Source organism: Stenotrophomonas sp. 05L414_2, assembly GCF_056397905.1.
The window spans coordinates 12,166-36,258 of the sequence record NZ_JBFTOJ010000029.1 but is presented as its reverse complement, the minus strand read 5'-3'; the positions used below and the strand labels follow the sequence as shown (position 1 = coordinate 36,258).

27 protein-coding genes and 1 other RNA gene are annotated in these 24,093 nt (G+C 66.8%); 15 read left to right on the top strand and 13 right to left on the bottom strand.

Annotation, left to right across the window (positions count from 1 at the left end; genetic code table 11):
• Positions 1-520: 520 nt before the first annotated feature.
• Both AC1DJN_RS06290 and AC1DJN_RS06285 read right to left on the bottom strand, forming a co-directional pair.
• The gene (locus AC1DJN_RS06290) at positions 521-1,843 is read right to left on the bottom strand and encodes an aminopeptidase P N-terminal domain-containing protein (protein ID WP_152543311.1); all 1,323 of its coding nucleotides are present in this window, start codon (positions 1,841-1,843) and stop codon (positions 521-523) included.
• Between the two features lie 5 nt (positions 1,844-1,848).
• A complete protein-coding gene (locus AC1DJN_RS06285) occupies positions 1,849-2,397 on the bottom strand; it encodes a UPF0149 family protein (RefSeq protein ID WP_025874201.1) in 549 nt (182 codons plus the stop codon).
• Between the two features lie 153 nt (positions 2,398-2,550).
• Here AC1DJN_RS06285 and AC1DJN_RS06280 point away from each other — a divergent pair, with 153 nt between their 5' ends.
• From AC1DJN_RS06280 to AC1DJN_RS06245, 8 genes are all read left to right on the top strand, one after another.
• Positions 2,551-2,772 carry a TIGR02449 family protein gene (locus AC1DJN_RS06280; protein WP_025874200.1) on the top strand — a complete coding sequence of 74 codons (222 nt, stop codon included), beginning with the start codon at positions 2,551-2,553 and terminating at the stop codon, positions 2,770-2,772.
• A complete protein-coding gene (locus AC1DJN_RS06275; protein WP_025874199.1) occupies positions 2,769-3,065 on the top strand; it encodes a cell division protein ZapA in 297 nt (98 codons plus the stop codon). Before AC1DJN_RS06280 ends, AC1DJN_RS06275 begins: the two co-directional genes overlap by 4 nt.
• Positions 3,066-3,162: 97 nt before the next feature.
• Positions 3,163-3,348, top strand: a non-coding RNA gene (ssrS, locus tag AC1DJN_RS06270) — 6S RNA.
• 83 nt (positions 3,349-3,431) lie between these two features.
• On the top strand, positions 3,432-4,025 hold the full coding sequence (locus AC1DJN_RS06265) for a 5-formyltetrahydrofolate cyclo-ligase (RefSeq protein ID WP_032976727.1): 594 nt from the start codon (positions 3,432-3,434) through the stop codon (positions 4,023-4,025).
• On the top strand, positions 4,022-4,501 hold the full coding sequence (locus AC1DJN_RS06260; RefSeq protein ID WP_442252395.1) for an EVE domain-containing protein: 480 nt from the start codon (positions 4,022-4,024) through the stop codon (positions 4,499-4,501). The genes AC1DJN_RS06265 and AC1DJN_RS06260 overlap by 4 nt, the downstream gene beginning before the upstream one ends.
• Positions 4,502-4,525: 24 nt before the next feature.
• Positions 4,526-5,173, top strand: a complete 648-nt coding sequence (gene rpiA / locus AC1DJN_RS06255) for a ribose-5-phosphate isomerase RpiA (protein WP_032976728.1) — start codon at positions 4,526-4,528, stop codon at positions 5,171-5,173.
• Positions 5,174-5,194: 21 nt separating this feature from the next.
• Complete coding sequence (locus AC1DJN_RS06250; RefSeq protein ID WP_478038993.1) at positions 5,195-5,602, top strand: DUF192 domain-containing protein; 408 nt, start codon at positions 5,195-5,197, stop codon at positions 5,600-5,602.
• Between the two features lie 191 nt (positions 5,603-5,793).
• Positions 5,794-6,639 carry a SirB1 family protein gene (locus AC1DJN_RS06245; protein WP_025874194.1) on the top strand — a complete coding sequence of 282 codons (846 nt, stop codon included), beginning with the start codon at positions 5,794-5,796 and terminating at the stop codon, positions 6,637-6,639.
• A gap of 90 nt (positions 6,640-6,729) precedes the next feature.
• Here the strand turns inward: AC1DJN_RS06245 and AC1DJN_RS06240 are convergent, their stop codons facing one another.
• Positions 6,730-6,954 carry a rubredoxin gene (locus tag AC1DJN_RS06240; RefSeq protein WP_025874193.1) on the bottom strand — a complete coding sequence of 75 codons (225 nt, stop codon included), beginning with the start codon at positions 6,952-6,954 and terminating at the stop codon, positions 6,730-6,732.
• A 34-nt stretch (positions 6,955-6,988) separates the two neighbouring features.
• Between AC1DJN_RS06240 and thiE the strand changes: the two genes are divergently transcribed.
• Positions 6,989-7,624 carry a thiamine phosphate synthase gene (thiE, locus tag AC1DJN_RS06235; RefSeq protein WP_282279632.1) on the top strand — a complete coding sequence of 212 codons (636 nt, stop codon included), beginning with the start codon at positions 6,989-6,991 and terminating at the stop codon, positions 7,622-7,624.
• Between the two features lie 15 nt (positions 7,625-7,639).
• On the top strand, positions 7,640-8,929 hold the full coding sequence (gene hemL / locus AC1DJN_RS06230) for a glutamate-1-semialdehyde 2,1-aminomutase (protein ID WP_080149896.1): 1,290 nt from the start codon (positions 7,640-7,642) through the stop codon (positions 8,927-8,929).
• A 157-nt stretch (positions 8,930-9,086) separates the two neighbouring features.
• Here hemL and azu read toward each other — a convergent pair whose 3' ends face one another.
• Entirely contained in the window at positions 9,087-9,536 is a 450-nt protein-coding gene (gene azu / locus AC1DJN_RS06225; RefSeq protein WP_033831930.1) for an azurin, read from the bottom strand.
• Positions 9,537-9,658: 122 nt separating this feature from the next.
• Between azu and AC1DJN_RS06220 the strand changes: the two genes are divergently transcribed.
• Positions 9,659-10,261 (top strand): HAD-IA family hydrolase, encoded by a 603-nt coding sequence (locus tag AC1DJN_RS06220; RefSeq protein ID WP_032976733.1) that lies wholly within the window; start codon positions 9,659-9,661, stop codon positions 10,259-10,261.
• A gap of 72 nt (positions 10,262-10,333) precedes the next feature.
• Here the strand turns inward: AC1DJN_RS06220 and AC1DJN_RS06215 are convergent, their stop codons facing one another.
• Positions 10,334-11,560 carry an acetylornithine transaminase gene (locus AC1DJN_RS06215; protein WP_032976734.1) on the bottom strand — a complete coding sequence of 409 codons (1,227 nt, stop codon included), beginning with the start codon at positions 11,558-11,560 and terminating at the stop codon, positions 10,334-10,336.
• 63 nt (positions 11,561-11,623) lie between these two features.
• Between AC1DJN_RS06215 and AC1DJN_RS06210 the strand changes: the two genes are divergently transcribed.
• Complete coding sequence (locus AC1DJN_RS06210; RefSeq protein WP_025874187.1) at positions 11,624-12,496, top strand: ion transporter; 873 nt, start codon at positions 11,624-11,626, stop codon at positions 12,494-12,496.
• Between the two features lie 150 nt (positions 12,497-12,646).
• On the opposite strand, the gene AC1DJN_RS06205 is transcribed toward AC1DJN_RS06210, so the two are convergent.
• The 3 genes from AC1DJN_RS06205 to AC1DJN_RS06195 all read right to left on the bottom strand — a co-directional run bounded on the left by AC1DJN_RS06205 (position 12,647) and on the right by AC1DJN_RS06195 (position 15,655).
• Positions 12,647-13,561 carry a YiiG family protein gene (locus tag AC1DJN_RS06205; RefSeq protein ID WP_478038994.1) on the bottom strand — a complete coding sequence of 305 codons (915 nt, stop codon included), beginning with the start codon at positions 13,559-13,561 and terminating at the stop codon, positions 12,647-12,649.
• 190 nt (positions 13,562-13,751) lie between these two features.
• Positions 13,752-14,744 (bottom strand): YiiG family protein, encoded by a 993-nt coding sequence (locus tag AC1DJN_RS06200; RefSeq protein WP_032976736.1) that lies wholly within the window; start codon positions 14,742-14,744, stop codon positions 13,752-13,754.
• A gap of 92 nt (positions 14,745-14,836) precedes the next feature.
• On the bottom strand, positions 14,837-15,655 hold the full coding sequence (locus AC1DJN_RS06195) for an SDR family oxidoreductase (RefSeq protein WP_032976737.1): 819 nt from the start codon (positions 15,653-15,655) through the stop codon (positions 14,837-14,839).
• A gap of 107 nt (positions 15,656-15,762) precedes the next feature.
• Here AC1DJN_RS06195 and AC1DJN_RS06190 point away from each other — a divergent pair, with 107 nt between their 5' ends.
• Positions 15,763-16,446: a hypothetical protein gene (locus AC1DJN_RS06190; RefSeq protein WP_025874183.1), complete on the top strand. Its 684-nt coding sequence runs from the start codon at positions 15,763-15,765 to the stop codon at positions 16,444-16,446.
• A gap of 47 nt (positions 16,447-16,493) precedes the next feature.
• Here AC1DJN_RS06190 and AC1DJN_RS06185 read toward each other — a convergent pair whose 3' ends face one another.
• Together AC1DJN_RS06185 and AC1DJN_RS06180 are read right to left on the bottom strand one after the other, a co-directional pair.
• Complete coding sequence (locus AC1DJN_RS06185) at positions 16,494-16,982, bottom strand: DUF2867 domain-containing protein (RefSeq protein ID WP_478038992.1); 489 nt, start codon at positions 16,980-16,982, stop codon at positions 16,494-16,496.
• Positions 16,979-17,641, bottom strand: coding sequence for a serine/threonine-protein kinase (locus AC1DJN_RS06180; protein ID WP_025874181.1), 663 nt, complete (start codon positions 17,639-17,641; stop codon positions 16,979-16,981). The genes AC1DJN_RS06185 and AC1DJN_RS06180 overlap by 4 nt, the downstream gene beginning before the upstream one ends.
• Positions 17,642-17,726: 85 nt before the next feature.
• Here AC1DJN_RS06180 and AC1DJN_RS06175 point away from each other — a divergent pair, with 85 nt between their 5' ends.
• Positions 17,727-19,724 (top strand): bifunctional DedA family/phosphatase PAP2 family protein, encoded by a 1,998-nt coding sequence (locus tag AC1DJN_RS06175; protein WP_478038991.1) that lies wholly within the window; start codon positions 17,727-17,729, stop codon positions 19,722-19,724.
• Between the two features lie 143 nt (positions 19,725-19,867).
• Here the strand turns inward: AC1DJN_RS06175 and AC1DJN_RS06170 are convergent, their stop codons facing one another.
• The 3 genes from AC1DJN_RS06170 to AC1DJN_RS06160 all read right to left on the bottom strand — a co-directional run bounded on the left by AC1DJN_RS06170 (position 19,868) and on the right by AC1DJN_RS06160 (position 22,698).
• Complete coding sequence (locus AC1DJN_RS06170; RefSeq protein WP_032976742.1) at positions 19,868-20,446, bottom strand: LON peptidase substrate-binding domain-containing protein; 579 nt, start codon at positions 20,444-20,446, stop codon at positions 19,868-19,870.
• The gene (mpl, locus tag AC1DJN_RS06165) at positions 20,443-21,807 is read right to left on the bottom strand and encodes a UDP-N-acetylmuramate:L-alanyl-gamma-D-glutamyl-meso-diaminopimelate ligase (protein WP_478038990.1); all 1,365 of its coding nucleotides are present in this window, start codon (positions 21,805-21,807) and stop codon (positions 20,443-20,445) included. The genes AC1DJN_RS06170 and mpl overlap by 4 nt, the downstream gene beginning before the upstream one ends.
• A 327-nt stretch (positions 21,808-22,134) precedes the next feature.
• Positions 22,135-22,698, bottom strand: a complete 564-nt coding sequence (locus tag AC1DJN_RS06160; RefSeq protein ID WP_025874177.1) for an adenylate kinase — start codon at positions 22,696-22,698, stop codon at positions 22,135-22,137.
• Positions 22,699-22,834: 136 nt separating this feature from the next.
• Between AC1DJN_RS06160 and AC1DJN_RS06155 the strand changes: the two genes are divergently transcribed.
• Positions 22,835-24,091, top strand: a complete 1,257-nt coding sequence (locus AC1DJN_RS06155; protein WP_442251833.1) for a 6-phosphofructokinase — start codon at positions 22,835-22,837, stop codon at positions 24,089-24,091.
• Positions 24,092-24,093: the final 2 nt, after the last annotated feature.

Here is a 24,093-nt window from a genome sequence, read left to right as displayed (position 1 = left end):
GGGCCGCCGCAAGTACGTCCTTGTAGGCTTGGTCGCCGCATCCATGCGGCTCACACCCCGCAAACCCACAGTRCCCCGCCATCCCACSGAATGCCGCTGTTGCTGTTGCTGTYGCTGTTRCTCTGGCTTGTAGCGGATGCAGGRCTGCAAGCCCTGCCRAAACCCCTCKTACCCCGCCTTTGACAGTYCCTTGCGCGCGTCCARCCACGGAAAAAAGAAAAAGAAGATCAAAAGCGGGTCGCTTGCTGCGCTCGCTCCGTGTCGACCAAGGTCGACACCTACCAATAGTYCCGCGTGCCGACAACCGCCGTTACCAACAGCCGCGGGAAACTGTCGAAGGCGGGGTACTGTGGGTTTGCGGGGTGTGAGCCGCATGGATGCGGCGACCAAGCCTACAAGGACRTACTTGCGGCGGCCCCGCAAACCCACAGTGCCCCGCCCCCCACCGAATGCCGCTGTTGCTGTTGCTGTGGCTGTGGCCTCTGCAGGTGCAGGGCTGCAAGCCCTGCCGAAACCCCTCTTACCCCGCCATCAACGCTTCGATCTCGTCGGCGCTGCGTTCCAGCCCTTCGGTCAACACCCGATGCCCGTCGTCGGTGATCAGCACGTCATCTTCGGTACGGATGCCGATGCCGCGCCAGCGCGGTTCCACCGTTGTGTCGTCCACGCCGATATACAGCCCCGGCTCGATGGTGAACGCCATGCCCGGCTCCAGCAGGCGCGAATCGCCGGCCAGGCGGTAGTCGCCTACATCGTGCACATCCAGCCCGATCCAGTGCCCGGTCTTGTGCCGGTAGAAGCGCTGGTACAAGCCTTCGGTGAGATTCTTTTCCAGCGTGCCCTTCAACAGGCCCAGTTGCAGCAACCCTTCGGTGAGGGTCTGCACCGCCGCCAGATGGCCCATTTCGTACGCCACGCCCGGTTTGGCCTGGGCAAGCGCCGCCGCCTGCGCGGCACCCACCAGATCATGCAGCGCGCGCTGCTCGGCGCTGAAACGACCATTGACCGGGAACGTACGGGTGATGTCACTGGCGTAGCCGCGGTACTCGGCGCCGGCATCGATCAACACCAGTTCGCCGTCGCGCGAACGCGCGTTGTTGTCGCGGTAATGCAGGATGCAGGCATTGCGGCCGGCGCCGACGATGCTGCAGTACGCAGGTACCGCGTCGTTGGCACGGAACACCCGCTCCAGTTCGGCCTGCAGTTCGTACTCGTGAATGCCCGCCTTCGCACTCTGCATGGCCGCGCGATGCGCCAGCACACTGATGTCGGCCGCACGCTGCATCAACGCCACCTCGGCACCGGACTTGAACAACCGCTGCTCGTGCAGCAGATGGCCCAGTTCCAGGAACTCATGCGGTGGCTGCGCACCGTGGCGCACCTGCGAACGTACGCGGTTCACCCAGCCGATCAGCTTCAGGTCGAAATCCGCRTCGCGGCCGAAGTGGTAGTACACCCGCGAACGCCCTTCCAGCAGGCCCGGCAGGATGTCGTCCAGGTCGGTGATCGGGTAGGCATCGTCCATCGCGAACTGCGCCACGGCGCCGTCCTGGCCGGCGCGACCGCCATCCCAGGCTTCGCGCTCGGGATCGCGCTCGCGGCAGAACAGGATCGCTTCGCCGTGGCGACGGCCGGGAATCAGCACCAGTACCGCTTCCGGCTCCGGGAAGCCGCTCAGGTACTGGAAATCCGAATCCTGCCGGTACGGATAATGGGTATCAAGGCTGCGCACCTTCTCAGATGCCGCCGGCAGCACCAGGATCGCGTCTTCGCCCGCCATGTCCATCAACTGCCGGCGACGACGCTTGTACTCGCCGGCAGCGATGCCGGTGCGCTGCTTGATATCCATCAGTTCAGGCGCTGCCGATGGCGCGCGGCCAGCACCACGTCACCGTGCAGCAGCAGCACCGCCACGCGGATGAACTCCTCGATCTCCGACAGGGCTTCGTCGTCATCATCACCGCCCGCTTCAAAATCCTCGCTCGAGGCACGGGCCAGGCTGGCCAGGTCGTTCAGCGCCTCCTCGCCTTCTTCGGACAGGGCCGGCCGGTGGCCGCCACTGCCCAGGCCGAAGCCGCCCAGGAAGGAACGGGTCCAGCTGAACATGGCGTCCGCCTGCGCGGCCACGTCGCTGCTGTCGGTCAACAGCAGCTCGAAGGCGAAGTCCCGGTCTTCCAGCTGCTTGATGGTGGCCTCCAGCAACTGCGCCAGCGCACTGTCGGCAGCTGCCTGCGGCAGATTGTCGTCGGCCAGTACGCGCGCCGGCCAATCATTGCCGGGAGCACCGCCAGCGGCCAGCCAGCCGCACAGCCCGCCATGCAGCTCGGCAGCAGTGGCGCCCAGGCCCAGTTCCTGGCTGGCGCGGGTAACGTCGTCGACGGAGGGAAGTTCGGTCATCGTGCGGCTCGTTCGGAAGGGAAACTGCGGAGCGCGCACGCGCGCGCCCGTGAGCCCGGTAGTGTAGCAATGTGTCCGCCTGCTCTCCGTAGCCGCCGGGCCCTGCTGCGACAGTGCTTGACCGCCCTGACCCGGCTTGCCTATCGTGCGGGCATGGAACCCGCCGATCCCCTTGCCCAGCTGCAGGCCTTCGCCGCCCGTGTGGAGGCGTTGCTCGACCGCAACCAGCGGCTGGCCGAGGAGAACCGCAGCCTGCGCCACCAGCAGGAACAGCTGGTGGCCGAGCGCTCGACGCTGCTGGCCAAGAACGAGCAGGCGCGTTCGCGGGTGGAAGCGATGATCACCCGGCTCAAATCCCTGGAGCAGCACACATGAGTGCCGAACCGGTCAGCGTCCGTATCCTTGACCGCGAATACACGGTCGGCGTTGGTGGCGATGAACGCGACAGCCTGATGGCGGCCGCCCGCCTGCTGGATGCGCGCATGCGCGAGATCCGCGGCAGCAACCGGATGGCCGCGGTGGACCGCATCGCGGTGCTGGCGGCACTCAACCTGGCACACGAACTGCAGCTGCTGCGCGATGAGAACGCCCGCCAGGCGGTCGCCCTGCAACAGACCCTGGCCGACCTGAACCGGCGCCTGGACCGGGCGATCGACAGCAGCACCTGAGATGGGCGCGGAATGCGCCTTCTCTTTTCTGAATTGGCACGCACTGTTGCCGACGAACGGCCTATCCAGATCACGCGCGGTAGCTATAATGGCGACGCGTTCTCTGCGGTACTCGACGGCATGTGCAAACATTCGCCTTGTCCCTTAAGAACGACACCGGGAGCGCGACAGCGCCGGGAGTGCAGGTCCGCCTTGCAGCGGGAAGCCCGATGGTTCTCCAGCGTTCCCACTTGAGCCCCCGGGTTCAAGGTCGTTTCGCATGCATCGACATTGCGGAGAATGCAATATTCCAGCAAGGGCGGCGTCTTCGGGCGTCGCCCTTGTTCTTTCCGGCACAATGACGGCTGATCCTTGCCGCACGCTGCCATGACCGACCCGCGACAGGCCCTGCGCCACGACCTGCGGCAACGCCGCCGCGACCTTTCCGCCCCCGCCCGTATCGCCGCTGCCGAATCGCTGGCCGATGCGCTGCTGGCGCTGCCGTTCGCCCCGCGCGAAGGCGCCGTGGCCGGCTACTGGGCGCTGGATGGCGAAATCGCCCTGCACCGCTGGCAACTGCAGCTGCCCGATCGCTTGACCTACTGCCTGCCGGTGCTGCACGGCGACGTGCTGCGCTTCGCGCCCTGGCGCCCCGGCCAACCGTTGACCAGCAACCGCTACGGCATTCCCGAACCGGACATCGCCCTCGAAGACACGCTGGAACCGGCGCAGATGGCACTGGTGGTGACGCCGCTGGTGGGCTTCGACGCACGGTGCCGGCGGCTGGGCATGGGAGGTGGCTGGTATGATCGCAGCTTCGCCTTCCGCCATGATCGGCCGGCGCCACCCTGGCTGGTCGGCGCGGCATTCTCGGTGCAGCAGGTCGAGTCCTTGCCGGTGGCGTCCTGGGACGTGCCGGTGGATGCGATCTGCACTGAAGCCGGCACCCTGCTCCCTTCCGCTGCCCCCGTGAACGCATGACCGCCCGCAAGCGCTACTGGCTGATGAAGTCCGAACCGGACGCCTTTTCCATCGACGACCTGGCCAAGGTCAAGGTTGAACCCTGGAACGGCGTGCGCAACTACCAGGCGCGCAATTTCATGCGCGATGGCATGCAGGTCGGTGACGGCATCCTGTTCTACCACTCCAATACCAAGGTGCCCGGCATCGTCGGCCTGGCCACGGTGGCCAGCGCGGCCTACCCGGACGACACCCAGTTCGACCCGAAATCCGACTACCACGATCCCAAGAGCACGCGCGAGAACCCGCGCTGGATGCTGGTGGACGTGGCCTTCGACCGCAAGCTGAAGCAGGTGATCGCGCTGGACGAGATCAAGCTGCATGCCGAGGAACTCGGCGAAGGCTTCCCGCTGGTTGCCAAGGGCAACCGCCTGTCGGTGTTCGCGGTGACCGCTGCGCAGTGGAAGCTGCTGCTGTCGCTGGAAAAGAAATCCTGATTCCCTGCCTGAGAGCTCTCCGCAATGTCTGAAGCCAAGCGCCTGGCCGCCGAAAAGGCCATCGAGTACGTCGAAGACGGCATGATCGTCGGTGTCGGCACCGGTTCCACCGTCGCCTATTTCATCGATGCGCTGGCCCGCATCCAGCATCGCATCAAGGGTGCGGTGTCCAGTTCCGAACAGAGCACCGCGCGCCTGAAGCAGCATGGCATCGAGGTGATCGAGCTGAACCACACCGGCACCCTGTCGCTGTACGTGGATGGCGCCGACGAGTGCGATCCCGGCAAGTGCCTGATCAAGGGCGGCGGCGCTGCGCTGACCCGCGAGAAGATCATCGCCGAGGCCAGCGAGCGCTTCGTCTGCATCGTCGACCCGAGCAAGCAGGTACCGGTGCTGGGCAGGTTCCCGCTGCCGGTGGAAGTGATCCCGATGGCACGCAGCCTGGTTGCCCGCCAGATCCGCGACATGACCGGCGGCCAGCCGACCTGGCGCGAGGGCGTGGTGACCGACAACGGCAACCAGATCCTGGACATCCACAACCTGCAGATCACCGATCCGGAAAAACTGGAGCGTGAGCTCAACCAGCTGCCGGGCGTGGTCTGCGTCGGCCTGTTCGCACGGCGCCGTGCCGATGTGGTGATCGTCGGCGGCGAGCCGCCGATCGTGCTCTGACCCTTTCGAAGGACCCTGACGATGTCGTTGCTGCGCTCACTGCTGATGCTCCCGCTGCTGGCCCTGACCGGCTGCGCCACCGATGCTGCCCGCCACTGGGTGGAACTTGACGGTGCGCGCTATGACGTTGAACTGGCCACCAACGATGAAACCCGTGCGCGCGGGTTGATGTTCCGCGACCAGATGGCCGAGGACCACGGCATGCTGTTCGTGCATGACCGCGAGGAAATGCAGGCGTACTGGATGAAGAACACCAAGATCGCGCTGGACATCCTGTACTTCGACAGCGAGCGGCGGCTGGTGAGCCAGCAGCGCGACGTGCCGCCGTGCTCGGCCGGTGACATGTGCCCGCCCTACCCCAGCGGTGGCCCGGCACGCTGTGTAGGCTTGCAGGACACGCCGTGTAAACCCATCCCTGGGGGCTCGTAGGCGCCATCCATGGCGCCTGCGGTCCTGCAAGCCCACACCACCCTACCTCTGACAGCTTCCTGCCGCTGTTGGTGGGTGTCGACCTTGGTCGACACGGTAGATCCACGCCATGCGTGGATCGGGACACGTGGGGATGATGAATTCACGCCACGCTGCTTGAAACCGCCTGCGATTGCCGCCAGTCTGTGGACATGCAGGACCGGATCACACTCCCCGACTGGGATGCACTGGCCGACTTCGACGACGAGGCGCTGCCACTGCTGCCGACCGCGCTGCTGATCGCGCGCGATGAATATCCCGATCTGCAGCCGTCGACCTACGATGCGCTGGTGCAGAGCCACGTCGAGCACCTGCGCGCCGAGGTGGACAGCATCGAGCACAGCCCGCTGAAGATGGCGGCCATCAACCGGCATCTGTTCGATGAGCTGGGCTACAGCGGCGACCACCAGGAGTACTACGACCCGCGCAACAGCTACCTCAACCAGGTCTTCGAGCGCCGTCTGGGCAATCCGATCTCGCTGGCACTGGTGCAGATGGAGGTGGCGCGACGGCTGGGCATTCCGTTGGACGGCGTGTCATTCCCCGGTCATTTCCTGGTGCGCCTGCCGGTTGACGATGGCGTGCTGGTGATGGACCCGTTCAATGGTGGCCGGCCGCTGGACGTGGACGAACTGCGCGAACGCGCCAAATCACACCTGGGCGGGCAGATGCCCGACGACCAGGTGCTGGCGCAGATCCTCGATCCTGCACCGAGCCGCGCGATCCTGATCCGCATGCTGCGCAACCTGCATGGGGTCTATGCCGAGGCCAGCGAGTGGGATCGTGCCGCGCGCAGTGCCGACCGCCTGCTCAAGCTCGCCCCCGAACAGGACGATGCCCTGCGCGATCGCGGCCTGGCCTACCTGCAGCTGGACTACCTGGCCGGCGCGCGCAACGACCTGGGCCTGTACCTCAAGCGCAACCCCGAGGCCAGCGACGCGCAATGGCTGCGCGAGAAGCTGATCGACCTGGGCGGACCGGTACCGCGGCTGCATTGAGGTTGTCCGGTGTGCGGACAAACGGTCCGCACCCACCACCAACGATCCGCCCGACCGGTAGCGCCGGGCCATGCCCGGCGGCAATTGCGATCAATCGATCTCGACCATCTCGAAATCGTCCTTGGTCACGCCGCAATCCGGGCAGGTCCAGGTCTCGGGAATGTCTTCCCAGCGCGTGCCCGGGGCGATGCCCTCTTCCGGCAGCCCATCCGCTTCGCGGTACAGGAATCCGCAGACCACGCACATCCAGGTACGCAGGGTGGTGGGGGTGGCTTCGCTCATCGGATAATCAGGGCTGGATTCACGGGCCGCCATTGTCCCATCGCGGTCCACTCACCGGTAGCCATCGATGACTTCTGCTTCCCCGGCGCCCCGCGGCGTCTACCTGATCACCCCGGATGAACCCGATACCGCCCGCCTGCTGGCGCGCACCGCGCCGCTGCTTGCCGCCGGCGCCACCTGGCTGCAGTACCGCAACAAGACCGCCAGCGATGCGCTGCGGCGGGAACAGGCCACGGCGCTGCAGGCCTTGTGCGCCGCCCACGGCGTGCCGCTGATCGTCAACGACGACCCGGCGCTTGCCCAGGCCATCGGCGCGGCGGGCGTGCACCTGGGCGGCACCGACGGTGACATCGGCGCCGCACGCAGCCTGCTCGGCCCGGACGCCATCATCGGCGCCTCCTGCTACGACCAGCTGGCCAACGCCGAGCATGCCGTGGCGGCGGGCGCCAGCTACGTGGCCTTCGGCGCGTTCTTCCCCACCACCACCAAGGTCACCAGCAGCCGCGCCCACCCCGACCTGCTGCGGCAAAGCGCCGCACTGGGCGTGCCGCGGGTGGCGATTGGTGGCCTGAGCCCGGACAATGTCGGTCCCATCATCGATGCCGGCGCCGACCTGTTGGCCGTGGTCAGCGGCATCTACGCCGCGCAGGACCCGGTCGCGACCCAGCGCGCCTACCTCGCCCGATTCGATACGCAGCAGTAACCCCCAGGAAACCCCATGAACCACGACCAGTCCCACGCCCTGTTCTCCCGCGCCCAGGAATTGCTGCCTGGCGGCGTCAACTCACCGGTGCGCGCGTTCAAGTCGGTCGGCGGCGAACCCTTCTTCGTCGAGCGCGCTGACGGCGCCTACCTGTACGACGTCGACGGCAACCGCTACATCGACTACGTGGGATCGTGGGGCCCGATGATCGTCGGCCACAACCACACCGCCGTACGCCAGGCGGTGAAGAAGGCGATCGACAACGGCCTGTCCTTCGGTGCGCCGTGCGCAGCGGAAGTGACCATGGCCGAGACCATCACCCGGCTGGTGCCGTCGTGCGAGATGGTGCGCATGGTCAACTCCGGTACCGAAGCCACCCTGTCGGCGATCCGCCTGGCGCGCGGTGCCACCGGCCGCAGCTGCATCGTCAAGTTCGAAGGCTGCTACCACGGCCACGGTGACTCGTTCCTGGTCAAGGCCGGCAGCGGCATGCTGACCCTGGGCGTGCCGACCTCGCCCGGCGTGCCGGCCGGCCTGAGCGAACTGACCCTGACCCTGCCCTACAACGACTTCGAGGCGGCCACCGCCCTGTTCGACGCACGCGGCAGCGAGATCGCCGGCCTGATCATCGAGCCGGTGGTGGGCAACGCCAACTGCATTCCGCCCCGCGAAGGCTACCTGCAGCACCTGCGCGCGCTGTGCACGCAGCAYGGCGCGCTGCTGATCTTCGACGAAGTGATGACCGGTTTCCGCGTTGCCCTTGGCGGTGCGCAGGCGCACTACGGTATCAGCCCGGACCTGACCACCTTCGGCAAGATCATCGGCGGCGGCATGCCGGTGGGCGCCTACGGCGGCCGCCGCGAGCTGATGCAGCAGATCGCGCCCGCTGGCCCGATCTACCAGGCCGGCACGCTCAGCGGCAACCCGGTGGCGATGGCCGCCGGCCTGGCCATGCTGGAGCTGATCCAGCAGCCGGGTTTCCACGACGACCTGAGCGCGCGCGCCGCCCGCCTGTGTGCGGGACTGGAAGCCGCCGCCGCCGATGCAGGCGTAGCGGTGACCACCACCCAGGTGGGCGCGATGTTCGGGCTGTTCTTCACCGCTGAGAAGGTGGAGACCTACGCCCAGGCCACGGCCTGCGACATTCCCGCGTTCAACCGTTTCTTCCACGCGATGCTGGACCAGGGCGTGTTCCTGGCACCGTCGGCGTACGAGGCCGGTTTCCTGTCCAGCGCCCACGATGATGCCGTGATCGAGGCCACGCTGGCAGCGGCACGCGTGGCGTTCAAGGCGGCCAAGGGCTGAATCCAGGCCTGGTAGGTGCCGACCTTGGTCGGCACTGCCTGCCCTCATCCACGCATGGCGTGGATCTACYGGATCGATGTGCTTCATCCACGCATGGCGTGGATCTACTGAGCTGCGTCTCTGGAGTAGAGCCACGCCATGCGTGGCTGCTGCGCACTCAACCGAAGACGAACTTGCCCTTCATCATCGCGAAGTGGCCGGGGAACGAGCAGAAGAAAGTGTAATCGCCGCCCTTCTGCATGCCCTTCGTGGAAAAACGCACGCGGGCGGTCTCGCCACCACCGATCACTTTGGTGTGGGCCAGCACGCGCTTGTCGGCCTTCGGCAGGTAGCTGTCGGCCAAGGTCATGCGCATGCCCGCCATCGCCACCGGCTGGTAGTCGGCGGTGCGGGTCAGCACCCAGTTGTGGCCCATCGCGGTGGCGGCCAGCCTGCCGGTGTGCCGCAGGGTCAGGTCGATTTCGCTGCAATCGGCAGCCACCTTGATCTCCCGGCTGCTGAAGCTCATCTGGTCGGTGCTGTCGATGCTCACCGCACATACGCGCGCCATCGCCGATGGCGCCAGCATCAGCGCACCCAGCCCCACCGCTACCATCCAAGCCTTCATCGTCGCGTCTCCTGCAGGTTCGGTGGTCATTCTAGGCAGACACCTGGCCACCCGGCTGCGACCGTGTGTCGCAGTGGTGGTCCAGGGTTTGCGTGCGGATACGGCAATGGCATGCTCGACCGATGCGGATCGATCTTCTCCTGCTCGATGTTGATGGCGTGCTGCTGCACTACCAGCGCGCACAGCGCGTGCTGCATCTGGCGCAGGCGCTGGGCGTGCCGACCGCGCACGTGCAGGCCGCGCTGTACGACAGCGGGCTCGAAGCGGCACACGACAGCGGTGCGCTGGATGGCGAGCGCTATCTGGCCCAGCTTGGCGAACGGCTCGGCACAACGGTAACGCTGCACACCTGGATCGCCGCACGGCACGCGGCCAGCCACCCGCAGCACGCCGTGCTGCAACGGCTGAACGCCCTGCGGGTGCCGATGGCGGTGCTGACCAACAATGGTGCCTTGATGACGCAGGCGCTGCCGACGCTGCTGCCGGAGCTGTTTCCCAAGCTGCAGGGCCGGGTGTTCTGCAGCGCGGACTTCGGCCTGCGCAAGCCTGCACCGGAGGTATTCCTGCGCACGCTCGCAGCCCTCGAGGTGGCACCGGCGCACACGCTGTTCGTCGATGACCTGTTCGTCAACGTGCGCGGTGCACGCGCAGCGGGCCTGCACGCGGAAACCGTGCAGGACGGACGCGGACTGGGGAAGGTGCTGAAGCGCTACGGGGTGCGGTAGCGCCGGGCCATGCGCGACGAGCGCAGCGGAAAAGCAACGCCGGGCATGGCCCGGCGCTACCTTGGTCAATGATCAGCGCGCGGCGACGAACGCGGCAATCGCCGCGCGCAGGCGCTTGAGGCCTTCGGCCACTTCTTCGTCAGTGATGTTCAGCGACGGCACGAAGCGCAGCACGTCCGGGCCAGCCTGCAGGGTCAACAGGCCCTGCTCCGCAGCGTGGTCGAGGATGGCACCGGCCTGGCCAGCGAACTCCTTGCTCAGCACCGCACCCAGCATCAGGCCGCGACCGCGCACCTCGCTGAACACCGTGAACTCATCGTTGATGCGGGCAAAGCCATCGCGCAGCGCCTTCGACTGGCGGCTGACATTGGCTGCGATCTCGGCCGAGGCCAGCTTGCGCAGCGCCACGCGGGCGACGGCCGCGGCCAGCGGATTGCCGCCGAAGGTGGTGCCGTGGGCACCGAACTGCATGGTCTCGGCCACCTTCGGGCCGGCCAGCATCGCGCCGATCGGGAAACCACCGCCCAGTGCCTTGGCCAGGGTCACCATGTCCGGCACCACGTCATCCTGCCAATGCGCGAACAAGGTACCGGTACGGCCCATGCCGGCCTGGATCTCGTCCAGCACCAGCAGTGCGTTGTGCTGGTCGCACAGTTCGCGCACGCGCTTGAGGAAACCGGACTTGGCCGGCATCACCCCGCCCTCGCCCTGGATCGGCTCCAGCATCACCGCCGCCACGTCGCCAGCGGCCATCGCCGTTTCCAGCTGCACTTCATCGTTGAAGTCGATGTAGCGGAAGCCCCCCGGCAGCGGCTCGTAGCCTTCCTGGTACTTCGGCTGGGCGGTAGCGGTCACCGCGCCCATGGTGCGGCCGTGGAAGCTGCCGCGGAAGGTGATGATCACGCGCTTGTCGGCCGGGCGGCCCTGGCTGGAGGCCCACTTGCGGACCATCTTGATCGCCACTTCGTTGGCTTCGGCGCCGGAGTTGCACAGGAACACGCGCTCGGCGAAGCGGCTGGCCTTCACCAGTTCCTCGGCCAGGTGCAGCGGCGGCGCGCTGTAGAACACGTTGCTGGTGTGCCACAGCTTGCCGGCCTGTTCGACCAGCGCGGCGACCAGGTCCGGGTCGTTGTGGCCCAGGCCGCACACGGCGATGCCCGCGGCCAGATCGATGAACTCACGGCCCTGGCTGTCCCACACGCGGGCGCCCTGGCCTCGCTCCAGCACCACCTGGCGGGGCTTGTACACCGGCAGGTAGTAGTGCGACAGGGAGATCAGCGGATCGGTAGCGGCGGTCATGGCGGTCAGCAGGGTTCAGGAATGCCCATTCTCGCGCTGGAACCCGTGCGGCACAATGCACGCATGCGACCGTTTTCCGCCCCCCAGCTGAACCCCGCCACCGAGACCGGCTGGCGCCGCCGGTGGTTCGACATCATCTACCGCCACGACAGCCGGCCCTCGCGCAATTTCGACCTGCTGCTGGTCTACGCGATCATCGCCAGCGTGCTGGTGGTGATGTTCGACAGCGTGCAGCGCTTCCACATCGCCCATGCCGACTGGCTGTACGTGCTGGAATGGGGCTTCACCATCCTGTTCACCGCCGAATACGTGCTGCGGCTGGTGGTGGTCAAGCGCCCGCTGCGCTACGCGGTGAGCATCTGGGGCATCATCGACCTGGCCTCGATCCTGCCGACCTACCTGTCGCTGTTCATTCCCGGTGCGCAGAGCCTGCTGGTGGTGCGCGCACTGCGCATCCTGCGCGTGTTCCGCATCCTCAAGCTGACCCGCTACATCGAAGAAAGCGGCGTGCTGATGCAGTCGCTGTGGCGCAGCCGGCGCAAGATCCTGCTGTTCCTGTTCACGGTGGTCACCATCACCATCATCGCCGGCACGCTGATGTACGTGATCGAGGGACCGAACCATGGCTTCACCAGCATTCCCAGCAGCATGTACTGGGCAGTGGTGACGATGGCCACGGTCGGCTTCGGCGACATCGTGCCGCAGACCGTGCTCGGCCGCTTCGTCACCTCGGTGCTGATCCTGATCGGTTACAGCATCATCGCCGTGCCCACCGGCATCTACACCGCCGAACTGGCCAGCACCATGCGCGATGCCGAGCTGGCCGCGCGCCGCGATGCACGTGGCTGCCCGCACTGCGGGCTGGAGGGCCACGAGCCGGATGCGCGGCACTGCCGCAAGTGTGGCGGACCGCTGCCGGATACGTTCAGCCACTGACGATGAGCCCAGCCGACGGCCGGCCCCACCGAAGCCAGCGGAGTAGATCCACGCCATGCGTGGATGAAGCCCCACCAAAGGCACACAGCAGATCCGCGCGATGGACGAATGCGGCATCCCGCATCCATCCATCGCAGTCGACCCACTGGCTCAATTCATGCGATTGCTGGTGGTCACCAGATCGTTGTAGGCGGCCATCACTGYCGCCTCCGAGCCCGCAGGCGCCGATCCGACACGGCCACTGGATGTCCGTTCTTCCTCGCGCTCACGTTCGGTGAATGCCTTGCCTGATGCAAGGCGCTCGACGCGGCGCCCGGCATCCCGGATCAGCACGTCCGTCGACCGCTGTACATGTGCCCACAGCGGGTTGTCCCTACCCACCCCTGCATCCTGCATTTCCTTGACCAGCGCTTGGTAGTCGGCCAGCTGCGTGCGCGCCACCTGCAGGTCCGGCGCCTCTCCCTGCAGCGACAGTGCCAGGCGCTTGCCGTCACCGATGATGCGCAGGTGGTAGTACGCCAGTGAACGACCTTCGTCCGCTTCGATCTGCTTGAGCTGCGCGGCACGGCGTTCCTCCTCGTTCTTCTCCAGCGCCGCGTCCAGGGCCTCGCTGGCCTTGAAGAAGTCAGCGTAGGCCTGCATCAGCGGCGCATGCTGGGCGCGCATCCCTTCGCCGTTGTCGCGCCGATAGTCCTCACGGGTGAAATAGCCATCAGCGCGTTCGATCAGCGCATACAACGACTGGAAGGCCGCCTGGTACTGCCGCACCGGCTCATCCAGCGGCGTGGCCGGCGTCCGGGCCAACGCATCGGTCAGCGGTTGGCCGCAGTACTCGACACGATGCGACAGCACCTTGCCCGGCGAGCGCGGCTGCGCTTCCTTGCCCGTCGGCCCCGCTTCGGGATCCTTGATCCAGCCGGTATAGGTCTGGAAGCCCTCGTGGATGGGCTGTTCGACGCCGTTGTAGCACTCGATGTAGGCGTTGATCTTCTGCAGGCCCGGATCGGCCACCGGCAGTCCTGCCGATCCGTTGCAACCAGCGAGGGCGGCGGCAGCGCCGAGCATAAGCAGAGAAAGTACACGCGCGGAAGAATTCAAACCGGTTCCTTGCAGATATGAGACGGCGCACATTCGCGCGCGCGGTGGAACAGCCCGCATATGCGGACGCCGATGCCATCGAGACGACGGGGCACCCCATCCTTCACGTCGCAATCAGCCTGCTCGAATGCGACAGAAGTGGGTGCAGCGCCCCGGATTACTGGCGGTTGCTCTGGAACACCAGTGCGTTGTAGATGTGCAGCAGTCGCCCGGCCGAGCCGCTCGGCGCCATCGAGGGCGAATCAAGCATGCGTCGTTCGAAGTCGGTGTAGGGCGTGTTCGCGCTGACGCGCTGCAGGCGCTCCTTGCCTTCGCGGCGGAAGTTCTCGGCCTCGCGTTCGAAGCTGTTCCAGTCCAGCTTGCCCGGCTCCTGATCGGCCACTTTGGCATGCGCTTCGTCGGAAATGCGGTTGAAGGCGTCCAGCCGCTCCCGTGCCCGGGCCACGTCGAAGTCGTCCTCGCCCATCATCTCCATGATCGCTTTCGCTTCCAGCATCATCGCCAGTCGGTAGTACTCGCGGGTGCGTCCTTCGGCCTGCTCCAGCGCCTTGAGCTGTTCGCGCTGGGCAGCGTCGTTCTGGCGCTCCAGTTCGGTGTTGAATGTTTCACTGGCAACCACGAAATCCTTGAAGGCGGTCATCAACGGCGCGTGCAGCTGCTTGCCCTTGGCAAACTTGTCGTCTTCGAAGTCCTGACGCTCGTAGTAGTCGTGGGCTTCCTTGCTGATCGGCACCAGCGCCTTCAGCGCCTGCTGGTAGTGGCCGGCAGCGGCATCGAGATCGGCAAGCGCCGGCTTGGCAGCGATCGCCTCCGTCACGGGGGCGTCGCATTGCTTCATGTCGTAATCGCCGATCTCGAATGGTCCGTACACGTTCGTCTCGCGCCCGCTCGGGCCGGCGTCCACGTCCTTGATCCAGCGCGTGTAGGTCTGGATGCTGCTGTGCGTCTTCGAATCAAGCGCGTTGAAGCAGCCGATGTAGGCGTTGAGCTTTGCGGTCAACTGCTGTTGGGCGTCAGCCGATGCCGTGCTGGCCTCCGGCTTGCCGGCGGAACCCGGGTCGCCGTCGGTTGCGGGCGCCTTGCCACCACAGGCAGCCAGAAGAAGCGACAGCGAAGCGGCCAGTGCCGCGATGGAAAGAGTACGTGACATGGGCTCACATCCCTGTTGAAAACGATTACAGCCGCGCATTCTAGCGCAGCGGGCCGAAGGCGGCAGCCATCGGCCTTTCCCTACCGGCTGGCTCAATCCAGGAACAGATCCGGCAGCAACGGACGCGACGCATCCACCGCATACCCGGAAAGATCGGTCACGCCAGCTTCGGCCAGCACCTCGTCATCGATCAGGAAACGGCCGTGGAAACCGGCCGCCTCGCGCACCAGCACCGCATGTGCAGCATCCGCCATGACCTGCGGCGTGCGACAGCCGCCGACGTCCACGCCCGGAATCATGTTGATCGCATCGGTCGCAATGACCGTGCGCGGCCACAGCGCATTGACCGCCACGCCCTGCGGACCGAACTCGGCGGCCAGGCCGAGGGTGACAAAGCTCATGCCCATCTTCGCCAGCGTGTAGCCGGTATGCGCGCCCCACCACTTGGGCTCGAGGCTCGGCGGCGGCGCGAGGGTCAGGATATGCGGGTTCGGCGCCTGCAGCAGGTACGGCAGGCAGGCCTGCGCACACAGGAAACTGCCGCGCGAATTGACCTGCTGCATCAGGTCGAAGCGCTTCATCGGCGTGTCCATGGTGCCGCGCAACCAGATGGCGCTGGCGTTGTTGACCAGGATGTCGATGCCACCGAAGGTGTCCACGGCGGCAGCAACGGCCGCCTGCACCTGGTCTTCTTCGCGGATGTCGCACTTCAGCGCAAGGCCCTGGCCACCGGCTGCAATGACGGCCTCGGCAGCACTGTGGATGGTACCCGGCAGCTTCGGATTGGGCACCGACGACTTGGCGGCAATGGCGACGTTGGCGCCGTCACGCGCGGCGCGCAACGCGATCGCCAGGCCGATGCCACGCGAGGCACCGGTGATGAAAAGGGTTTTGCCCTGCAGACTGCCCACGTTCCACACTCCAGCGTATGCAATGAGCCGCTAGTATGCCGCGCCGACGCGGAGTTCACCGCACGTTGACGATACTGGCGCCCCGGTCACTGCACGAGGTCCATGCCATGCGCTGTTCCCGCCTGTTGTTGCCTGCCCTGGGCCTGGCCCTGCTCACCGCCTGCCAGGGCCGCTCGCCCGAACCCGGCAGCGCGCCGGCCAAGGATGACGCCGCCAGCGTCGACAAGGCCACCGGTGATGGCAAGCTGCGCTGGAGCGAGGCCGTTGTCTGGGATGGTGACCTCAACGCCTGCCGTCAGGGCGACAGCGCGGCCACCCGCGATTGCCTGCGCGATGCGATGCGGTCCGGTGGGGCCAGTGCCGATGCGGTCACTGCGGCCGAGCAGCTGTCCACCGGTGGCGAACTGGCCTACGTGACCGCCTGGCATGAACACGACGGCCTGGGCGTGGCCACCGTCGAGTATCCGTTCCGCGCCAATACCAATGAAGGCACGCGCCTGGTCGATGCCGCAGGCAAGCGTATCGACGTGGATGCGGTGCAGCTGGACGACACGCTGCGCGCCGATCCCGGCGTGCAGGAGGTGCTCAAGGCGCATCCGCAGGCCACGCCGTTCGCGCCGGCGCAGGCCGCGGGTACCGCGGCGCTGGATGGGGGCGGCATCCGCCTGCTGTACCGCACGCCGCTGCGCGACTGCCATGCGTGCCCGGACGTGGGCCAGCTGCAGATCGGCTATGACTTCGATGGCAAGCGCAACTTCATCGGCCAGCAGGTGGTGCCGGTGACGCCGTAGGGGTTTGCCGCGCCATGCGGCAACGCGCATCCACGCATGGCGTGGATCTACTGATATCCGCGCACCTGCTTGCTCAGCAGGTGCGGCGCGATCCATCGATGCACCGGTGCCACCGGCAGCATGTACAGGCGGCCGAACGCGTTGTGGGTGTGCACCACCGTCGCCACTTCCAACATATCGCCGTGCCATTGCAGCGCCAGCTGCACGCGCAGATGGCGGTCGTTGTCTTCCAGCACGATGGCATCCTCGTCCAGCGCCTGCAGGGTGAAGATGCCGAGGCGTTGCCCGCGCTGCGGATCGGCGGTCTGCTGCACTCCGCGCAGCGAGCCGAGATCCTTCATGCCCAGCAGCCGCATGCCCCTGTTGCGCAGCGCCATCAGTCCATCGAACCAGCCGGGCACCGTCGCGGCCATATCGCGGTAGGCCTGCAGCGCCGAACGGCCGTTGCGCGGCGCCGCCTCTTGGCRGGCATGGACGAAATCGGCACCCGGCAGTTGCGGACGCAGCACGCTGCCTTCGCTCAGCTGGGCGCTCACGGCTTGGGGCCCTGCCCTTCGTTGTCTTCCCAATGCAGGATGCGGCGGGTGACGAAGCGGTAGACCGGCTTGCCGGTGGCGAACCAGAGATCGCGTACCCACGAGGTGCGCTTGAGCACGCGCTTCTCCACCGGCGTCAGCGACTCCCGGCAGTACATGCGCTTGTGCTTGAGCAGGTGGCGCAGGTCCTCGCGCGCCAACAGTCGCATCCAGCGCGAGCGCGGGTCGCCTATCACTGCCAGCTGGAAGTCGATCAGGGCCGGTCGACCGTCCTCGGTCACCAGCCAGTTGGCTTCCTTGGCCAGGTCGTTGTGGGCCACACCGCGCCGATGCAGCTGCTGCAGCAGGCGGCGTGCGGCGCGGAACCAGGCCACATCACCGCGCGGCGGGCGCTGGTACATCGCATCGCCGGCCATGAAGCTGCGGTCGAGGTGGCGGCCATCCCAGTCCAGCAGTTGCGGCACGTCGGCCATGCCATGGATGTGGCGCAATGCACGCGCTTCGCGTCGCGCCAACCACCACGCTGGCAACCGCAGCCACAGCGGCGTGGCCCCCAGATCGCGGCGCACGAAGGGGCCTTCAGGCCCCTGCACGAGGAGGATCCGGCCGAAACTGTCGGCCTTCAGTGCATGCGTTGGCGCGTCATTGGATACAGGCATGGCGACATTCTAGGCGATGACGCCGGTTGCAATCGGTCACCAAGCGGCTGGGAACCAGTCACCTTCACGCCCCTATAATCGGACAATGGACTCTTCATGGATCGACGCCACCCTCGCGTGGATTGCCGCTCATCCCGTGTTGGCGGGTGCGGTCATCTTTCTGATCGCCTTCTGCGATGCGGTCATCATTCTTGGCGCCATCGTGCCGGCGCTGCCGTTGCTGTTCGCCGTTGGCGTGTTCATCGGCCTGGGCCAGATCTCCGGGCCGTATGCGGTTGCCGCCGCGGCGCTGGGTGCGTTCGCCGGTGATGGCATCAGCTACTGGATAGGCCGGCGCTGGGGCGACCGCCTGCGTGGCGTCTGGCCGTTCAGCCGCTACCCGCAGCTGCTTGACCGGGGCGAGAATCTGTTCCGCCGCAATGCGTTCAAGAGCATCCTGATCGCCCGCTATGTCGGTGCCATCCGGCCGTTCGTGCCCGCCATTGCCGGCATGATGAAAATGCCCGCCAGCCGTTACGTGCAGGCCAGTGGCATCGCCAGTATTTCCTGGGCTGTGCTGTTCCTGGCACCGGGCTGGATTCTTGGCGAAGCCTATGATGCCGTCGCTGCCGTTGCCGGCCGGCTGGTAGTGGTGGTGGGCTTGTTGGCAGTGATCCTCAGCCTGGTCTGGGCCATCGTGCTGTACGGCTATCGCTGGTCGGCCGCGCGCATGGACAGCTGGCTGGCGCGGCTGCTCGACTGGTCCAACCGGCACCCGACGCTGGGCCGCTACACGGTGGGCGTGCTCGACCCGAAGCGCCGCGAATCGGTGCCGCTGGCGATGCTGGCGCTGATGCTGCTGTTGCTGGGCTGGGGCTGGTTCGCGCTGCTGACGGTGGTGGTCGCCCATGGCGAGCCGTTGGCGGTGGACCTGCTGGTGCACCAGGCGATGCTGGCCCTGCGCAATCCGCTGGCCGACTACCCGATGGCCGCGTTGGCCTCGCTTGGCGCATGGCAGGTGCTGCTGCCGGCAACCGCTGCMGCGMTGGGCTAYCTGRTCTGGCGCCGGCGCTGGATGGCGGCYGCMCATTGGCTGGCCGCATTGGCCTTCGGCCTGGCCCTGACCAAACTGCTCGGTACCACCGTCGATGTGGTGCGCCCGATCGATGCCAGCAGCGRCTTCGGCTTCCCGTCGGTGTCGGTGACCATGGCCACCATCACCTTCGGCTTCTTCGCGGTGCTGATCGCCCGCGAAATGCCCGGCCGCACCCGCGTCTGGCCCTACCTGGTGTCGGGCATCGTGGTCAGCCTGATCGGCTTTGCGCGCCTGTACCTGGGCGCGCACTGGCTGAGCGATGTCATCGGCGGCATGCTGTTCGGCACCTTCTGGCTGCTGGTGCTGGGCATCGCCTACCGCCGCCGCTTCAACCGCTCGTTCTGGGTAAAGCCGGTGGCATGGCTGTTCTACGGCGTCTTCGTGGTGGCGGCGATGTGGTACGCGCCGCGCAACATCGCCATCAAGCTGGAACGCTTCGAGCCGACCCTGCCGGCGCCGCTGGCGATGGACGCGCAGGCCTGGTGGCAGCACGACTGGGCGAAGCTGCCGGCGCGTCGCAACGAATTCGACGATGACCAGCGCTGGCCACTGGACGTGCAGGTGGCCGGTCCGTTGCCGCCGCTGCAGGCGCAGCTGGAAGCGCGCGGCTGGCAGGTACAGGCCCAGGCCGGCTGGCAGGAAGCGCTGCTGATGCTGGACAAGAACACCGGCGCCAATGAACTGCCGGTACTGCCGGCGACACTGGATACGCGCGTTGAAGCGCTGCTGATGGTGCGCCAGGGCGCGCAGGCCGACGAGCGTTACGTACTGCGCTTGTGGCAGGCGCCGGCGCAGCTGCAGCCGGGCGACACCCCGTTGTGGCTGGGCAGCGCACAGACCCTGCGCTACGAGCGCCACTTCCAGTGGATCGGCATGTGGCACCCGGTGCGAGGCATCGACCCGGCGTTGAATGCGGTCAAGGAAGCGGTGCAGTCGTTGCCGCAGCGCGAGGATGTGCAGCCGGAGACCGGGCTGCCGGTACTGCGGTTGAAGACCGCCACGCCGTAACGAAGCCGCCGGGCATGGCCCGGCGCGACTGCTCCGCTCTGGTAGTCGCCAACCTTGGTTGGCGCTTTCGGGAAAGGCTGCCAACCACGGTTGGCATCTACCGACGACGCCGGGTCATGCCCGGCGAGCACGACGGCCGGTTTTTACGGCATCCAGCCCAGCAGCTGCTGCAGGCGCTGGTGCGGGTCGTCCAGCTGCAGCAGTTGCAGGCGCTGCTGTTCGCTCAGCGGCAGCAGCTCGGCCAGCCGCCAGCTGACCCAGCTGGCCTGGTCCATCAAGGCCGGCGAGGCCGGTGCGAACGCCGTGCCCGCCTGCTCGATGATGTGGTCCAGTACCGTCGCCAGCAGCGCATGCTGCGGACGCAGTTCGTCATCGGGATCCTCATCGCACCAGCGCACATCGGCAACCACCAGCCCGTTGTCGCGCACGCGCGTGCGCTCGACGTGGAAACGACGGGTGCCGCGCAATCGCAGCTGCAGCACGCCATCGGCACCGACATCGAAATCCTCGATCTTCACCTGCACGCCGAAGGCGGCCGGCGTTGCAGGCGCTCCCACTTCGTTTCCTTCCAGGATCAGGCAGACACCGAAACCTTCACCGCTGCGGCCGGTTTCGCGCACCAGATCCAGGTAGCGTGGCTCGAAGACCCGCAGGCCGATGGCCGCGCCCGGCAGCAGCGTCGTATGCAGCGGGAACAGCGGCAGCGAACCCTCACTGCTCATCGTGCCTGCAGCCCTGCAAGGAAGCGGCGCGGCGCGCCGTCGAAGCCGCCGTTGGACATGAACACCACATGGTCGCCGCTGCGCACGTCGGCMTGCAGCTGCGCCAACAGCGCATCGGTGTCGGCCACAGCATGCGCCTGTCCGCGCACCGCCGCGATCACCGCTGCCGCATCCCAGGCCAGCTCCGGGCGGTGCAGGAACACCACCTCATCGGCGAGTGCCAAGGACGGTGCCAGTGCTTGTGCGTGAGCGCCCAACCGCATCGAATTGCTGCGCGGCTCCATCGCCACCACGATGCGGGCATCACCGACCCTGGCACGCAGCCCTTCGAGGGTCGTCGCAATCGCGGTCGGGTGATGGGCGAAGTCGTCGTAGACGGTGATGCCATCGTGGTTGCCGATCACTTCCATGCGCCGCTTGACGCTGCGGAAGCGCGCCAGCGCCGGGATCACCTCGGCCGGCGCGACACCCACGGCGTGCGCAGCGGCCAGCGCAGCCAGGCCATTGAGCACATTGTGCCGGCCCAGCAGCGACCAGTGCACATCACCCAGCGCCTGCCCGCGATGATGGACGCGGAACGCGCTGCCATCGGCGGCCAACAGCTCGGCATGCCATTCCAGCGCGGGGTCGAAGCCGAAGCGTTCGACCGGGGTCCAGCAGCCCATCGCCAGCACTTCGGCCAGGTGCGCGTCTTCGCCATTGACGATCAGGCGGCCGCGCGCCGGCACGGTACGCACCAGGTGATGGAACTGGCGCTGGATCGCCGCCACGTCGGGGAAGATGTCGGCGTGGTCGTATTCAAGGTTGTTGAGGATCGCCACCAGCGGCCGGTAGTGCACGAACTTGCTGCGCTTGTCGAAGAACGCGGTGTCGTACTCGTCGGCTTCGACAACGAACTCGCGGCCCTGGCCCAAGCGGGCGGACACGCCGAAGTCCTCGGCCACGCCGCCGATCAGGAAGCCGGGGGAGCGACCGGCATTCTCCAGCAGCCAGGTCAGGATGGTGGTGGTGGTGGTTTTTCCATGGGTACCGGCCACGGCCAGGGTGTCACGGCCCGGCAGGACCTGCTCGGACAGCCACTGGGCGCCGGAAATGTAGCGCTGGCCTACGTCCAGGACCGCTTCGACGGCAGGATTGCCGCGCGACAGCGCGTTGCCGATCACCACCTGCCCGGTGCCCTCCGGCACGCTGTCGGCGCGGTAGCCCTGGTCCAGGGTGATGCCCAGCTGCTCGAGCTGGGTCGACATCGGCGGATAGATGGCCTGGTCGCTGCCACTGACCGTATGGCCCAGTTCCCGCGCCAGGGCGGCCACGCCACCCATGAAGGTGCCGGCGATTGCAAGGATATGTACGCTGCTCATGACCGGGGATTGTGACCGATCACGGCTGTATAGGGCCATTGTCAGCACCGGGGTAAGAGAACCCCTACAGCTGCTGTGAGAAAACTCCAGCCACATGTCAGGGAATTCCTGATAGCGATGTTCTGTGAACCCGGACACAATTCAGGATGCCAGCCGCAGTACCCGAACCGGTCCTACTCCCCAAGAGGCCATCCCCAAGGGAGCTCATGCTGTGGGGGCCCTGAGCAAGCCCTTTGCTGGCACCTATGAAACGAAACAGGCCTGATCCTCGCGGATCAGGCCTGTTTTTTTGCGCCTGCGGTGGCCGGCATAAACCGGCCACGAGGGTCAGCGCTTGATCGCCGCCAGGATGCGGGCTTCGATCTCGTCCAGTTCGCCGACGCCATCGACGCGGGCCAGGGTGCCCCGGCCGGCGTAGAAGTCCACCACCGGAGCAGTCTGCTCGGTGTAGACCTGCAGGCGCTTGCGCACCGATTCCGGATTGTCGTCGGCGCGGCCCTGCTCCTGCGCACGGCCGGCGATGCGCTCGACCAGCAGTTCGGTGGCCACGTCCAGCTGCACCACGGCATCCAGCGGCTGGCCGATCTCGGCCAGCATGCCGTCCAGCGCGTTGGCCTGGGCCACATTGCGCGGATAGCCGTCAAGAATGAAGCCCTTGGCGACATCGGCCTGGGCCAGGCGCGACTTCAGCATGCCCAGCAGGATCTCATCGGACACCAGGTTGCCGGCATCCATCACCGACTTGGCCTGCTTGCCCAGCTCCGAGCCGGCGGCAATTTCAGCGCGCAGCATGTCGCCGGTGGAAATGTGGGCGATCTCGAGCTTTTCCTTCAGGCGCGTCGCCTGTGTCCCCTTGCCCGAACCGGGCGGTCCCAACAGAACCAATCGCATTGACCTGACTCCAACGTGTTGAAAATAAAGAAGGTTCGCGCCCCGGACGGTCCGGTATCGCTGCACCGCAATAGCGCCACTTTAGCGCATCCGGGTAATGTCCCTGCAATGTCCCCTCCCCCGAACAGGTAGAAGCATGCGCAATGGCACCCTCCTTTACGCCCAGTCCGGCGGCGTCACCGCCGTCATCAACGCCACTGCCGCGGCGGTGATCGAACAGGCCCGCGCCAAGGGAATCAAGGTCCTGGCTGCGCGCAACGGCATCCTAGGCGCCCTGCGCGAGGAGCTGATCGACACCAGCAAGGAGAGTGCTGCGGCCATCCGCGCCCTGGCCCACACCCCCGGCGGCGCGTTCGGCTCGTGCCGGGTCAAGCTGAAATCGCTGGAGGCCGACCGTGCCCGTTACGACCGCCTGCTGGAGGTCCTGCGCGCCCATGACGTGCGCTGGTTCCTCTACAACGGCGGCAACGACTCGGCCGACACCGCACTGAAGGTGTCGCAGCTGGCAAAAAGCTCCGGCTACGACCTGACCTGCATCGGCGTGCCCAAGACCATCGACAACGATCTGGCGGTGACCGACACCTGCCCCGGCTTCGGCTCGGCGGCCAAGTACACGGCCGTGTCCGTGCGCGAAGCGGCGTTGGACGTGGCCGCGATGGCCGAGACCTCCACCCGCGTCTTCATCTACGAGGCGATGGGCCGCCACGCCGGCTGGCTGGCCGCGGCCGCCGGCCTGGCCGGCACCGGCGAGGACGACGCCCCGCACATCATCCTGCTGCCCGAGCGCGCCTATGACGAGGCCGCGTTCCTGGCCAAGGTCAAGGCCGTGGTCGCGCGCGTGGGCTACTGCGTGGTGGTGGCGTCGGAAGGCATCGCCACCGCCGATGGCCGCTTCGTCGCCGACGCCGGCGGCGGCAAGGACTCCTTCGGCCATTCGCAGCTGGGCGGCGTGGCCGCGCATCTGGCCGGGCGGGTCAAGGACCAGTTGGAGCTGAAGGTGCACTGGGCCCTGCCCGACTACCTGCAGCGCTCAGCCCGCCACCTGGCCAGCAAAACCGACTGGGAACAGGCCCAGGCGGTCGGCAAGGCCGCGGTGCAGCTGGCGCTGAAGGGCCAGAACGGGGTGATGCCGGTGATCGTGCGCAGCAGCGATGCACCGTATCGCTGGAAGATCGAAGCCGCACCGCTGTCGAAGATTGCCAACCACGAGAAGAAGATGCCGGCCAGCTTCATCCGTCGCGATGGATTCGGCATCACGGCCAAGGCGCGCGCCTACCTGCAGCCGTTGATCAAGGGCGAAGCACCGTTGCCCTACGGTAGCGATGGCCTGCCCAAGTACGTGACGCTGAAGAACGTGGCGGTGAAGCAGAAGCTGCCTGCGTTCGAAGGCTGACC